Raw genomic sequence first — 14,609 nt, 5'->3', positions numbered from 1 at the left:
TGAATTCGATTACTGCATTATATCACTTAAAAATCATGACTTATAGTCTGCTTTTTTATTTTTATTTATGGTATAATTAAGATGAAAGAAGTATCAATAAGGAGAACCTTATCTCCAGAAAGAAAGCTCATCATGTTCCAAAAGAAATCATGATGAGCTTTCTCAGTTTATACTGTTTGAAATTTTCTATTGCAATACAAAGCTAAATTTTATTTTGTCAATCGATAAATAGCTTCCGCATAAATCGTGCCCGCTTTGATCATCTGTGAAATTTGAACTTTTTCATCTTTCTGATGCTCCAGTTCGGGGTCGCCGGGGAACAAAGCGCCGAAGGCCATGCAGTTTGGAATTGCTCTGGCAAAGGTTGCCCCTCCGATGACAGAAGGTTTGGTCTCCATATCACCGCTGATTTCACGGTACGTTTCTATCAGCGTCTTTACCACAGGATTGCAGGATTCCTGGTAGATTGACCGAATGTGATCAAAGACCTCCAGCTTGAATCCGCTTTCTCTGATCGCCGCTTCCAATCCCTCGCAAACCGCTTCCTGTGACGCAGTAACAGGATAACGGATGTCAACGGTTATCCTTGTTTCAGCTGAATTGAATACGATGCCACCCACATTAAAGGTCAATGCTCCAGACAGTTCATCCTCCATATTGCATCCGATTCTGCTTCCGTCCAAATGAAAACCAATCTTATCATGATAGAAATTCATGAGGTGATTTGCATCCTCGTTGGCAAAACGAATGTCCCGAATTAGATCCAGCGCCATGGAAATTGCGTTTTCCCCTCTTTCCGGAACAGCAGCATGCGCAGGTTCGCCTTTCACCGATACGGTCAGTCTCACCTCGTCAGAAATCATCTTTATTTCATATCCCTTTTGCTTTGCTTCCATATTGATTTTCTGACAAACTTCATTGAGCTCAGTTTCCGTGCCTGTGATTACCATATCCGCATGACCTGCAACAACATTGGGAGCTGTTCCACCTTCAACAGATTCTAGGACAAGCCGCTCTGTTCCGGTTAAGGAGGTCCCTTCCGTACAATCCTTTACAAGATCAAGCTGCAGCAAACCTTTCTCACACTGTACCAGAGGAAAGTCTGCATCGGGGACAATACCAAAATCCGGTGCTTTTTCATGCTGAAGATAATATCTCATTCCGTCCCAGCAGGCTTCTTCATCCAGACCCAATATCAGCCGAACAGTCTTTTTCGGTTGAAATCCCAAATCTTTCAGCACCTTCATCGCGTAAAGCCCTGCCATAGTCGGGCCTTTATCATCCTGAGCTCCGCGTCCGACAATCCAGTCGCCCTCTATCGTTCCTCCAAATGGATCGTAGGTCCATTCGTCTCCCTCCGGAACCACATCAATATGACCGACGACTGCCATGATGCCATCTTCGCTGCCTGGAAAATCAATATGCCCGCCGTAGTGATCGACGTTCTTTACTTCAAAACCCATTGATTTACCAAGATCAAGCATATAGGAAAATGCTCTTTGAACCTCTTTCCCGAAAGGATACGCTCCGTCAGCTTCCGTTGCCACACTTGGAATCCGGATTAAGCCCTGCAAATCAGAAATAAATCGCTCCCGGTTTTTTTCGAATTCTTTTTTGATATCCATATACTCTCCCCTTAAATATCAGCCAATTCAATCTTGCTTAAGATGAAGGACTTCGCAGGCCTATCACTCTAGTTTCCTACACAAGTTTACTGTTCGAGTTTCCTGCGCAGTCCCACACTGATTCATTTTATCCCAACGAAGCCTGAAGCAGCAGCATTACAACACCGAGGATGGTCAGCAGTCCAAGAAGCGGCATCAGGAAGCGCACATATTTTACATATGGAACCTTAACCATTTCACAGGTAATCAGCGCAAGACTGCAAGGCGATACTGCCGTTATAATCCCCAGTCCATAAATGTATGCAGAGATCACCAGTTCTCTGGGAAGTCCTACCGCATCAGCAAGAGGCGCCATAATCGGAATGGTCAATACTGCAAGGGCAGAAGACGAATTGATAAAAAAGCCTAGGATCATGAAGATAAACATCAGTATTACAAGGAAGAAATAGGGATTCATATCGCCCACACCACTGATCAATCCTTGCAGGATAGTATCCTGAATTCTTCCGCTCTCCAGCAGAAGGTTAACGCTTCTGGAGAATCCGATGATCATACCTACCCCTACGAGGGCAGAAGCTCCGCTGATAAATTCTTCAAAGAAAACCTTCTCAGGCAATCCCAAAATAATGCCGATGATCACGCCACCAACGATAAAGACCGCGGTCATCTCACCGAACCACCATTCCAGATTGATAACACCGTAGATCATGACCGCAAAACATGCAAGGAAAACAATCAGTGCAATGGAGTATTGCGGTTTCAAGGGCTGTGCTTCCTGCTTCTGCTGGAAGGCCGCCTCGATTTTAAAGCGCTCATCGTATACAATTGATTTTGTGGGGTCTTTTCTCACCTTATTTGCATAACGGATGATATAGATAACGACGATGACGAGGGCTGCAACCAGACCCAGCATTCTCCAGTAGATGCCGGAAGTAAAGTCCACTCCGGCGGTGTTGGACGCGATTACCGCGGAGAAAGGATTTACCGTTGAAAACATGCAGCCGATGGTAGAACCCATATAAATGGAGGTAACGCAGACCAGCGCATCGTATTTTGCGGCTAGAAATACCGGAACAAGCACCGGATAAAGTGCCATTGTCTCTTCCGCCATACCAAACGTCGTTCCACCCAAAGAAATCAGGAAGGTCATTGCTACGATGAGAATATATTCTTTCCCTTGCGTTGCTCTGCTCAGGGCTCCGATTCCAGCGGTAAACGCACCGGAATAATTTAATATCCCCAGACAACCTCCTAAAATCAGCACAAAGAACATGATGTCGATGGTTTCGTAGATCCCGTTGACGATGGACATAATCACATCCACGAAGTTCTGATGCTGAGGATCTACCTTTTCATAGCTTCCCGGAATGGCGATGGGTTTCCAGATGGTTCCGTCCACCAGTTTGTCCAAATCCGTTTTGATTCCATACTGATCAAGCGTTTCCTGCGTAGCAGGGACTTCACTTTCTTCACCGCTTGGAGCCGTGATCGTGAATGCCTCAGTCTCACCATTGTAGATCAGCGTTGAATACGCTCCTGCCGGTATTATGTAGGTTAACACGGCAGCAATCATTAATAAAATAAAAGTAATTAACCATGCCGAAGGAAAAGAAAGACCGTGTTTTTTCTTTTCTACCAATTCTTCTGTCATTTTTGCCTCCTTATAAATCATTTATTTATAAAATCCTCAAAGGATTTTATATCATTGGTTTTGTTTGTAAGATGTGCAATCAATCGGTCTCCATATCCCTCATTTATACAAAATTGGGAATTTCTTAGACCGAAGACAAATTCACGTTATTCTTCCATGTTTTTAAACTTTTTTAAGAGATATTTATTTTACCACTTCCTTTCCCAATAAGCGATACCCTGCAAAAAAATTTTCACCCTTTGTCCAAAGGATTGATAATTTCTATATGGGCCTCCTTTTCAACATGCATTAAACGGCTTCAAACAGCTGTCTCAGCGCTGTACACCAGCCTGCCCCCAAAGTAGGTTTTTCTCACCTTGATAAACTCGATTTCAGTGGGATTTATAGTAAAGGGATCAGCACTGATCTCAATAAAATCAGCCGCTTTTCCCGGTTCCAAGCTTCCGGTTAAATTCTCCTGAAATATGGAATAAGCTGCATTTGCGGTAAATGCTTTGATCATATCTCCCACAGAAGTACGTTCCTCTTTATTCAGCAAATACGTCGGTTCTTCTATATCTGCGATATCCTTGATGCCAAAGGCTGCAGCATTGCAAAGATTTCTTGTAACACCAGCCTCAATGGCGTAAAAAGGATTGGGATCCGGTGTTACCGGATAGTCTGAGGAGGCGGTTACAACGATTCCTTCTGCGATTAAACTTTGAAGGGGGTATTCTCGTTCCGCACGATCTCCAAGCAGAGGTTTTTCAATTTGATGATACAGGACAGGTGATTTAAGATGCCAGTAGGTCTGTACATTAGCGATGATATGATGTTTCTTCATCCGTTTGACATCAGTAGGTGAAACCAACTGCAAATGAGTAAATACTGTTCTGTAATCGCCTTCCGCAAGTTGTTGCTTGGCTTGCTCCAGCGCATTCAGAGCCCGGTTGACAGCACCGTCGCCAATAGCGTGGCAATGAATCTGAAACCCTGCTTCCATGCACTTTCGAAATGCATCCGCAAGCTTTCCCTCCTCCCAGAGGAAGATGCCTTTGTAATCTTCATCCTTTCCCGATGCGCTTTCATAGGGCATGAGAAGGTAGGCATCAAGACCTTCGATGGAACCGTCAAGAAAAAATTTCGCTGTTGTAAAACGGATCTGTCCTGAATTATGCTTGACTCGTTCTTCCTCCATGATCTCAATTTGTACATCAACATCACCGTTAGGATCCATATCTCTGCCGCCTTGTACCCTGAGGAAAAGTTCACCTCTTTTCTCCAAGGCCTCAAAGAGAGGAAAATGTGTTGTTCTCGGTCTGACGGTTCCGGGAGGCCGCAGCGAAAACACAGAAGTGTATCCATAAGCCAGCATTTGATTTTGAAACCATTTTGCAGCCAGATAATTTTGCTCTTCGCTGAAACTCTGATATGGCACGAGGGTTCTGGCCTCTCCTCTGACAATTCCCCAAAGGGACTGATCCTTTGGGTCGAGTGGGATTTCTCCGCCCTGGGGGCATTCTGTCTTCTGGGTAATGCCATAGGTATCAAAAGCGGCAGAGTTCATCCAGAGATAATTTCCTCCAAAGTCAGCGATGATAATCGGTTTGTCCGAGGAGATTCTGTCTAGATGCTCTTTTCTCGGCCCTACAGTCATCTCAACTCCTTCAAAATATCCTGAATTGACACCTCGCCCATAATAGATTTCGTCCTGCGGATGCTCATTGACGTGGTTTCGGATCAAGTCCAGCGTCTCGTCCTTTGAAAGCGCCTGATAGAGGTTTACGTTGAATAGCATATCGTATGCAAGCCCCGGGGCATGAACATGGGTATCCGAAAGCCCTGGCAGTACAATTCCGTTATTCAGGTCTTTCAAGACAGTATGCCCCTCCTGAGAGTAATCGTCCATCAAAATACTCTCATTTTCCTTCTCTGAAAGCGCAAGTATCGTTCCATTTTTTACCGCCATTGCTGAAAAAACATGGGAAGATGAGTCCATCGAATAGATCTTGCCATTATAAAATATTGTGTCTGCTTTGATCCCCATAATATCTCCTTCATGGTTGATGCTAATTTCCAATTGTCCTTCCTAATTTAATAGCAAATTTTATACCAAGTCATCGATCAGCGAAATATTTGACTGGTTTTTCAAAGTCTGATATGATTTGCGTATCAATCTGATTTATTTGCCAGATAAAGTGGAAGGCCATTGGTCTTTCGCTAATTCCCGCTTTGTTATAGAGGTGCTCCATGTTGAAAGAAGAAATTCCGTTTGGGATTCGCGTATCCAATATTGCGAAATCAATCCGGGAGAAGCTCTCGGGTGAAGTTGATATGATTCGCATCCGGGAAGACCGGCACTATATTTATGAGCTTCAGAGTGACTGGCTCAAATCTTTGCTTTATCAAACGGCTTGTTCAGAGGAGCTGATCTCTCAGATCTATTTCCAGTTTACCCCTGAAGCGACGCCGCAGCTTGGTTCTGACGAACTTGGGGCAGGCGTATGTATTGAAAATGTAGGTAAATGGGAGATCTGCGAACACAATATGTCTTATATCAGAGACTTTACCCAGGAAAACTCTTTCCTGAAATGGTGGTACTTTGAATCCATACGTGTAAAAGAAGGCGGGTTTACCCGGGCATATTATGATCCCTATCTGCTCAAAGAAGTGATCACTTACAGCGTTCCTGTTTACAGCGCACGAAAGGATACGAAAGACCTCCTCATGGGTGTTCTGGGCATCGATTTCGATTACAGCGATTTTAAATTGGAAATGAATCGGAAACTTGTTGAAACCATCAAAGGAGAAATTGAATCCGTAAAAAAAGATTTTGCGCTGGTTGGTGAAAAAGAAGCCCTTGCCAATCAGTATATCAATGTCAATACATTTGAAATTATCAGCCAGGATAATATTATCCATGAGCTTGTTACAAAAAGCGTTGAAATGGAACGAGTCATGGCTCTTGCGGTGAAAGCAGCCCAAAGTGACGCGAATGTTCTGCTGCAAGGCGAAACCGGCGTGGGCAAGGATTTTTGGGCTAATTTTATCCATGCCAGATCAAGCTTCTCCCGTGGTCGTTTGGTCAATGTCAACTGCTGTGCTCTGCCTGAGAGCCTTGCAGAATCTGAATTTTTCGGATATGGAAAAGGAGCCTTTACCGGCGCCAAGGGTGACGGCAAGGCCGGATATTTTGAGGCCGCTAACGGCGGAACCATCCTGCTCAATGAAATCGGAGATCTTCCAATGCACATGCAGGCAAAACTTTTAAATGTTATTCAGGAAAAGGCTGTGATTCGTGTGGGCGAGACAATACCAAGGAAGATCAATTTTAGACTGATTGCAGCAACAAACAAAGACCTAGGCAAGCTGATCAGTGAAGGTAAATTCAGGGAAGATCTGTTTTACCGTCTCAACGTGGTTCCCATTGAGATTCCTCCGCTGCGCAATCGGAAGGATGATATATTTTCCTTGATCCATTTCTTCCTGGCCCGATACACCGAAAAATATCAAGAGAATAAGCGAATCTCAATCGAGCTTTTAACAACGCTGGTCAATTACAGTTGGCCGGGAAATATACGGGAGCTAGAAAATCTAATGGAGCGACTTTTTGTTACCTCCGGAAGTTCCGTTCTGGGAGTGGAGGATTTGCCTGATAATGTTCTCACCCATATTGCAAAACAAACTCAAAAGGAAGATGATTCAACTGAAAAGGGAGTCGGTTCCATCGCAAAGGCAGTCGCTTACACCGAAAATGAAGCGGCATCCTTTCAGAAACAACCCACACTAAAGGAACTCCTTGAAGCAGAAGAAAGGCGAATCATTTTAGAAAAATATAATGATCTGAGAAGTTCTTATAAAATTGCAAAAGAATTGGGTATAAGCCAATCTCAGGCTTATCAGAAGATCAAAAAATACACTTCAAATAATTAGCATTCATTTTAAATAAGTAGAAATCAACTTATCCAATTTATTTTTTACTCAAACAGATTAGTCTGAAATAGAAACACAAACAAAAGTAGAAACAGAAAAAGGAAGAGGGTGAATCTCAATTCGGCCCATCTTCCTTTTATTTTTTTATATGATTTTATATAGTCATTTTATAAAGCTAATGTCCATTCCCCCTCCTCAGCCTCTGCATCATAGTAATAGCGGTAAGTTGCATCCTTGACAAGTCCTTCTCCATAGATATCTTTGATTTTGGTCGAAATCGTTACAGTGTCACCAGTCTCAAACAAATCCGTATCCAGATCAATCATGATTTCCCTTGGATAGTCAGGATCAAGCCAGAAGGAGTTTGCATTATCTAGCTTTTTCACTTTACCTGTACTGTCTTTTACAACAATATACTGGGACTTGAAATCCGATGAGGACGATGGGTTGATGAAATAGTTGTCATCCGCTGCATCGGTATAACCAATGGCAATTTCATTGCTAAATTCTATGAAAGTTCTGTAGCGTTTGCTTGACGGATATACCGAGGATATCTTTAGCGGTACTGACCATTTCGTTCCGCTGTTCCAAAAGACACGTTCCGAGTTAACTGCTTCCCCATAAATATCCATTACCTTATCCGTCAGCTGAATAGTGTCTCCGGCTTCGAAGCTGCCTGATGCCAGCGCGATGTGCAGTACATTGCCTGAAATGGCAAAGGAACTGCCTGTTGACAGTGCTTTACTATTGCCTGCGCTATCCTTTACAGTGATGTATTTTGCGGTGCTGCCTCCTGTAAGGTCAACAGGACCGTCTGTAGTGGTTCCAAGGCACAGCGGATTATTGAACAAAATACTTGCATTCCCCGACGTACTGGTGATGGCTTTTACGACAGGCAAATGATGCCCGGGAGCAACATCCAAGATTAAATTAACAATGGTGGTTTTCCGGTATTCCCCCAGTGATTCCTTGATTTCTCCCTCCCCATATGTATCGCTGCAATCATACGCTGTAGTTCCTGCAGTCTTCGTATAAGTAATATCAAAGGTAGGGCCTTCAGCAAAAGTGGTATCCGGTGCTTTCTTCCCTTTTACCGTTACGGACTCTGCTTCGCTGTTTACGAGAGACAGGATGGTTTTGCTGGTCTCATACGGACCGAAAGCATCCACAGTCTTGTAGACTGATTCTGCGGGAGAAACAATTTCTGTTTTTCCGCTCTTTGGCGTAACAACACCCGTATCAAAATTGTAAGTATCTCCCTCAGTCAGATAATGGAGCTTGATCCCTGTCACAGACAGCGGGTTGGATGGACCGCTACCTTCGCTCCAAATCGCATCGCTGGCATCGACGATGAAAACGCCGCCCAGTCCAAACACGGTTCCAATCTGTTCACTGATTCTGATTCCGGTTCCTTCGTCTGGTCCGATTGCAAGCCCTGTTTGGTCTGTATCTCTCAGCGCTACCAGCAGTCTGCCCAAACGGCCTCTGATATCAAAATGGGAATCCATTAAAGCATCCTTGCCTGCAGCAGGCTGGATGACACCGATGCTTTTATAATAGAGACTGTTTCCTTTCATGGTTGCTACCGGCTCTTGATCCGTTTCTCCATCGTAGACTTCAAAGTCTACAAGTTCCGTTTGATTCCAATACATGGGCGGGTAGGAATAATTAGCGCCGTCTGTATAGGAATAGCCGGACATCACCGCAGAACCAGCGCTGGACCCGGCAACAGTTCCGCCTCTTTCAAGAACATTCTGGATGGCCTGACCCACCTTTGAGAGAGTGCCGTCATCATTCAAAAGCGTTCTCGTGTGCCTGAGCTGCGCACCTCCGAAGAAGAATGCGATGTGGCAGCTTTCCACCAAGTCCGCAAAGTACTGCTCATTGGCAACACTTTTATAATTGTCCAGCGCCAGTGGGATGTAAACCGGCACCAGTCCGTGACTTTCAAAGTTTTCCTTATCTCCGTTGTTGTAAAAATCGTCGTACAGCAGGTCTTCTGTCTCCTGCCAGGATGCTGAGAAATCAGCAAGGCGTGGTTTGATTCCAGGTGTGTTTTGCTTCATATTATCAATATAAGCCTGAACGAAGGTCGATGATTCAGGATCTACCGAAGTGGCTCCTCCTGCCGGTACAGCAGCTCCCTTCCCCGGACCGTCCCCGATGGAAGTTAATGCCGCAGGACCTCGTTCCGGATGGATCATCAGATCTGCCTTGGTAATGACAATATCTTTCTTTGCATCCTTAGGAATGGAAGCTACGTAGATATAGTAAAAGTCGTACTTTTCATTTTGATCAAACATATGCCCGTTGACCGATGTGAGATCCTCCGGCAAATCGACTGTAATGTCGCTGTCTGTACCGATAGAAAGTGCTCTTCCTTCGCTGACCAGGGCTGCTGCCTCTGTATCATTCAACACCTGATACACATCAGCTACATCGACAGCCCCCATCGTGGAATAAAAAAGAATATTGCTTTTAATTCTTTTTGGGTTTCCAGCTTTAAAATTTACAGTGTAGTCCTCCAGTTCATATCCTGTTCTGCTGACCTCTAAAAGATTCTCTTTATCTTCTTCATCAGAATCGCTATTTCCACTTTTTCCTCCGGAGGATGAGGGTGTTTTCGTTGACGCTGGCGGATTGGTGCCTGTAATTACAGCCGGAGCATTTCCAGAAAGAGCTACGCCTGAAGCATTGGATTCCAGTGTTTTTATCGTTCCTTCATTGTTCACGGATGCAGAGGCATTGAGCGCAGCAGTTACGACAACTCCGCCTTTTGAAACGGTAAGTTTCAAGCCTGAAGCTGCTGCAGCTGAGATGAGCTTTGTTACCGTACCTGCAATATTCAGCTCTGTGTCCGGCACTGAAACCAATAGTGACGTTATTGCTGCTTTTTCCGCTACCTGAAGGAATACCTTACCATCCATGATGATCACGTCTTCGGCTTTAGCATTTCCTACGACTTTAACGCTGATTCTTCCTCCGGCAGTTTTGCTGATGATGACCTTACCAAGGCTGGAATTGCCCGTTACAACGATGGAGTTGGGACCGCCGCCTCTGATGATAGTGTTTCCTTTTACAGCCACTCCATCTAAGCTTACCTCTCCCTCACCAATTCCGTCGGCAAGGATCAAATCCCCTGCAATGGTCAGGTTTTTCAGTGTTACTCCCGGTGCATTCACGACGACCGTACCATTTTCTACATTGGTAACAGTTCCTGATGCTGTGATGTACTGCTTGACGATATTGTCCATAATCTTAGCAAATTCGGCTCTGGTAATGTTTGCTTTCGGGGCTAATTTTCCGTTTGAGCCGGCGACATACCCCTTGGCTGCCAGGCCAGAAACTTCAGGAATTGCCCAGTTTGAAACGTCTCCTGCATCTGAATAGGATCGTAATTCGGAAGCCTTTTTCGTTTCAATTTTAAAGGCTCTTGCAAGCGCTACAAAAGCTTCTTCTCTTGTAATCAGCGCCTCAGGTCTCATTTTTCCGCCGCTGCCCGAGAAGGTTCCCATGGCTGCAGCCTTTGCGATTTCCGGTGCATACCATTTACTTGCCGGCACGTCAACGTAACCGGTAAGATCCCCTTTTACCGATGCGCCGAAGGCTCTGTTGATCATAGCTGCCATTTCCCCGCGGGTTAGTTTCCCACCCGCTCTGATTTCTTTTCCCTTGGCTGTATCGTACCCCGAAAGGAGTCCGTTTTTCACCGCATTTTCCAGCGGCTCCGCAGCCCAGTTTGAAGGCATATCAATAAAGCCTTGCGTTTGTGTGCCATTGCTTTCTGGCGTCTGTGCGTCATTGCCTCCTGTTTCTGCAAAGGAAACACTAACGGAACTGATTACCATAGCGAGTACAAGCGTAAACGCTATGATTCTTCTTTTCGTTTTCTTCATACTTTCCATCCTTCCTTCTTTGAGTTGGTTCAAGATTAGCCCTATAAAAGTTCAATGCACCTTCTTTGCACTTTGATGAGCAATTTTTATGCCATATTTTGAAAAGATTGAATTTTTAGATAAAATTCAATCCTCATAAGGTTGCTGCCATGATTATTTTCTGCATAATAAAAAAGTGCGGGCTTCCTTGCCACGCACTTCATCGATTGGAATAAAAAAGGATTCCGTCCCTATTTTTCAATGTTTTGATCCGACACTGCTCATATGTATTCCACAACGAAATCTGTAAAGAGAATTCCATCCAGGTGATCAATTTCATGACAAAAGCATTTTGCCAAATCACCGGTACCAGTCAGGGTCAGTTCCTCCCCGTTTTCGTTTAAGGCCTGTATCGTTACCTTATCGGGCCTTATTAATTTCCCCCATTTATTCGGAATGCTCAAACACCCCTCAATCACTTCCTGGCTCCCCTCCTGTTGAATGATTCGGGGGTTCACCAGCTTAATCAGCCCTTGCCCCATATCGATCACAACGAGTCTTTTCAAGATTCCTACTTGTGGAGCAGCCAGCCCTCCGCCAATTTCGGTATGATACATCGTTTCAACCATATCCTCTAAAATTTGTCTTATTCTATCGTCCACAACTTCTACGATCTTACTTTTTTTACGCAGAATTTCATCATCCTGCAGCCTTATTTGTCTCAATGCCATTTATACTACACCTCTGCTTTGCTCCGCTCTTGATTTGCGCTGACTCGATTCAAACAAAAAGATTTCCTCGATATTGCTGTGAAATACCGTTGCAATGTCGTAAGCAAGCCAGATGGATGGCTCAAACTTCTCCGTCTCAATGGCGTTAATCGCTTGTCTTGATACCCCAACGAGAGCGCCCAATTGTTCCTGTGTCAGCCCCAAATGTTCCCGAAATTGCTTTATTTTATTTTTCATGGATTGTCTCCTCCTGTAACGTTTACCTTACAGGACCAAGATAACAAATTTTCCACGTCATGTCAAGTCGACCTGACAAATCGCAATAGAGCCCATTGGCCTTATTACTTTTGATTATTTTGGATGCAAGATGAGTAAATCCTACACAAATAATATGTTTTATGTAACAAATATCACCGATTCTTTCCCATCACAATGGTATATTGATCATGAAAGCACCAGAAAAACTGGTCATCGTGTTCCGCTCATGGTGCTGATCAATCAATATTCGCTGAGCATCCGTCAAAAGGAGGAATCGATATGAGTTTTAAAACAGGAAATTGGAACAAAGAGGTGGATACCCGCGGTTTTATCGCAGCAAACTATACACCTTATGACGGCGACAAAGGCTTTCTTGCATCGCCAACAGGGAAAACAGAAGAATTGTGGAAAAAAACACTGGAACTGCTCAAGGAGGAGCGTGATCGGAACGGAGTTTATGACATCGATGAGAACACCATTTCCACCATCACCTCCCATAAGCCTGGATATATAGACAAAGCGCTGGAAGAAATCGTCGGCTTTCAGACAGACGAACCCCTGAAACGAGCAGTGCTGCCGTTCGGCGGTATCAACCTCGTCCACGAACAGCTGGCAGTCTACGGCCGCAAGCTTCCCGATGAAATCGAAAACGTATTTCAATACCGAAAGACCCATAATGATGGAGTCTTCGACGCATATACCGACGAGATGAAAAAGGCACGCCACTGTGCCATCATTACAGGACTTCCCGATGGCTATGGACGAGGCAGAATTATCGGGGATTACAGGCGGATTCCGCTGTACGGCACCACCTTCCTCACCGAGAAGAAAAAGAATGCCAAAGCGTCCTACGTGTTTGACGTGATTGATGAAACCGTGATCAGACAGCGGGAAGAACTGAGCGAACAGATTCGTTCCCTTCAAGAACTTACCGATATGGCTGCTTCCTATGGTTATGATATCTCCCGCCCGGCAAAGGACACCAAGGAAGCGATACAATGGCTCTATTTCGGCTATCTGGCCGCCATCAAGGAACAGAATGGAGCTGCCATGAGCCTCGGCAGAGTCTCTACCTTCCTGGATATCTATGCGGAAGAGGATTTAAAAAGCGGAAAATATACCGAAGCGGAAATCCAGGAACTTGTTGATCATTTCATCATAAAGCTTCGTCTGGTCCGCTTCCTGCGAACCCCTGCTTACAACGAACTGTTCAGCGGTGATCCGGTTTGGATTACTGAGGCAATCGCAGGGATGGGTGAAGACGGGCGGCATATGGTAACGAAGATGAGTTACCGCTTCCTGCATACGCTGACAAACCTCGGCCCTGCGCCGGAGCCAAACCTGACCGTACTTTGGAGCCAGCGTCTTCCCGAGAATTTTAAAAATTACTGTGCGGAGATGTCCATCGCAACCTCTTCAATCCAGTATGAAAGCGATGATATCATGCGTCCGAAGTTCGGTGACGATTATGGCATTGCCTGTTGCGTATCCCCTATGAGAATCGGCAAACAGATGCAGTTCTTCGGCGCTCGTGCGAATCTTGGCAAGGCACTGCTCTATGCCATTAACGGCGGGAAGGATGAGCGGTACGGTATACAGGTTGCACCGGAATTTGCACCAGTCACCTCTGAATACCTGGATTACGAAGAAGTGCAGCGAAAATTTGATACAATGCTGGGCTGGCTGGCGAAATTGTATATCAACACACTGAATGTCATTCATTATATGCATGACAAATATGCTTACGAACGCATTGAAATGGCACTTCATGACGAAGAGGTGCTCAGGACGATGGCAGGGGGCATCGCAGGGCTCAGCGTCGTTGCAGACAGTCTTTCCGCCATCAAACACGCAAAAGTTAAAGCAATCCGAAACGAAGAAGGCCTCGCCGTTGACTTTGAGATCGAAGGAGACTACCCTAAGTTTGGGAATAACGATGCCTCCGTTGATCAGATTGCAATGGATGTGGTCAAAAGCTTCCGAACAAAGCTTGGCGCGCACCCTACCTATCGCGGAGCACAGCATGCCATGTCGGTGCTGACCATCACTTCTAACGTGGTCTACGGCAAAAAGACAGGCGCAACCCCCGACGGACGACCTGCCGGAGAACCCTTCGCACCGGGTGCCAACCCCATGCACGGACGTGATACAAACGGTTGTATCGCAAGTATGAAGAGTGTCGCTAAGCTGCCCTTCGATTACTCTGAGGATGGTATCTCCTACACGTTCAGCGTAGTGCCGGGTGCTCTTGGAAAGGAAGCGGATCAGAAGTCTGAAAATCTGGTTTCCCTGCTGGATGGATATTTTGCCGACAAAGGGCACCACATCAATGTGAATGTCCTGAACAAGGAGGTTTTGCTGGATGCCATGGACCATCCTGAAAATTATCCACAGCTTACCATCCGGGTCAGCGGCTATGCCGTCAACTTTATAAAGCTATCCAGAGAGCAGCAGCTTGATGTACTGCACCGAACATTCCACAATAAGATGTAAGCATATCTGAAATAGTGGAGTGGAACTGGTAAGCCAATATCTCAACAAATAAACGATTGAATTT

General features: G+C 45.1%; 8 protein-coding genes. 2 read left to right on the top strand and 6 right to left on the bottom strand.

The window, feature by feature from the left end:
- Positions 1–209: 209 nt before the first annotated feature.
- The 3 genes from pepV to FRZ06_00525 all read right to left on the bottom strand — a co-directional run bounded on the left by pepV (position 210) and on the right by FRZ06_00525 (position 5,335).
- Positions 210–1,625 carry a dipeptidase PepV gene (pepV, locus tag FRZ06_00535; GenBank protein QOX61947.1) on the bottom strand — a complete coding sequence of 472 codons (1,416 nt, stop codon included), beginning with the start codon at positions 1,623–1,625 and terminating at the stop codon, positions 210–212.
- Between the two features lie 127 nt (positions 1,626–1,752).
- Positions 1,753–3,276, bottom strand: a complete 1,524-nt coding sequence (locus tag FRZ06_00530) for a YfcC family protein (GenBank protein ID QOX61946.1) — start codon at positions 3,274–3,276, stop codon at positions 1,753–1,755.
- Between the two features lie 298 nt (positions 3,277–3,574).
- A complete protein-coding gene (locus tag FRZ06_00525) occupies positions 3,575–5,335 on the bottom strand; it encodes an amidohydrolase (GenBank protein QOX61945.1) in 1,761 nt (586 codons plus the stop codon).
- A gap of 170 nt (positions 5,336–5,505) precedes the next feature.
- Here FRZ06_00525 and FRZ06_00520 point away from each other — a divergent pair, with 170 nt between their 5' ends.
- Positions 5,506–7,188, top strand: a complete 1,683-nt coding sequence (locus FRZ06_00520; protein QOX61944.1) for a hypothetical protein — start codon at positions 5,506–5,508, stop codon at positions 7,186–7,188.
- A 167-nt stretch (positions 7,189–7,355) separates the two neighbouring features.
- Here the strand turns inward: FRZ06_00520 and FRZ06_00515 are convergent, their stop codons facing one another.
- From FRZ06_00515 to FRZ06_00505, 3 genes are all read right to left on the bottom strand, one after another.
- On the bottom strand, positions 7,356–11,093 hold the full coding sequence (locus tag FRZ06_00515) for a hypothetical protein (GenBank protein ID QOX61943.1): 3,738 nt from the start codon (positions 11,091–11,093) through the stop codon (positions 7,356–7,358).
- Positions 11,094–11,344: 251 nt separating this feature from the next.
- Positions 11,345–11,794, bottom strand: a complete 450-nt coding sequence (def, locus tag FRZ06_00510; GenBank protein ID QOX61942.1) for a peptide deformylase — start codon at positions 11,792–11,794, stop codon at positions 11,345–11,347.
- A complete protein-coding gene (locus FRZ06_00505; protein QOX61941.1) occupies positions 11,795–12,031 on the bottom strand; it encodes a helix-turn-helix transcriptional regulator in 237 nt (78 codons plus the stop codon).
- Positions 12,032–12,331: 300 nt separating this feature from the next.
- Between FRZ06_00505 and pflB the strand changes: the two genes are divergently transcribed.
- On the top strand, positions 12,332–14,545 hold the full coding sequence (gene pflB / locus FRZ06_00500) for a formate C-acetyltransferase (protein ID QOX61940.1): 2,214 nt from the start codon (positions 12,332–12,334) through the stop codon (positions 14,543–14,545).
- The last annotated feature ends 64 nt before the right edge of the window (positions 14,546–14,609 follow it).

Source organism: Clostridiales bacterium (assembly GCA_015243575.1).
GTDB lineage: Bacteria > Bacillota > Clostridia > Peptostreptococcales > Anaerovoracaceae > Anoxybacterium > Anoxybacterium hadale.
Note: the sequence above shows the minus strand (reverse complement) of the source record. Positions and strands in the feature narration are given on the sequence as shown.

Coding starts and splice junctions, on each gene's coding strand:
- FRZ06_00530 (QOX61946.1), bottom strand. CDS start 3,276: ATGACAGAAGAATTGGTAGAAAAGAAAAAACACGGTCTTTCTTTTCCT.
- def (QOX61942.1), bottom strand. CDS start 11,794: ATGGCATTGAGACAAATAAGGCTGCAGGATGATGAAATTCTGCGTAAA.
- pflB (QOX61940.1), top strand. CDS start 12,332: ATGAGTTTTAAAACAGGAAATTGGAACAAAGAGGTGGATACCCGCGGT.
- pepV (QOX61947.1), bottom strand. CDS start 1,625: ATGGATATCAAAAAAGAATTCGAAAAAAACCGGGAGCGATTTATTTCT.
- FRZ06_00515 (QOX61943.1), bottom strand. CDS start 11,093: ATGGAAAGTATGAAGAAAACGAAAAGAAGAATCATAGCGTTTACGCTT.
- FRZ06_00520 (QOX61944.1), top strand. CDS start 5,506: ATGTTGAAAGAAGAAATTCCGTTTGGGATTCGCGTATCCAATATTGCG.
- FRZ06_00505 (QOX61941.1), bottom strand. CDS start 12,031: ATGAAAAATAAAATAAAGCAATTTCGGGAACATTTGGGGCTGACACAG.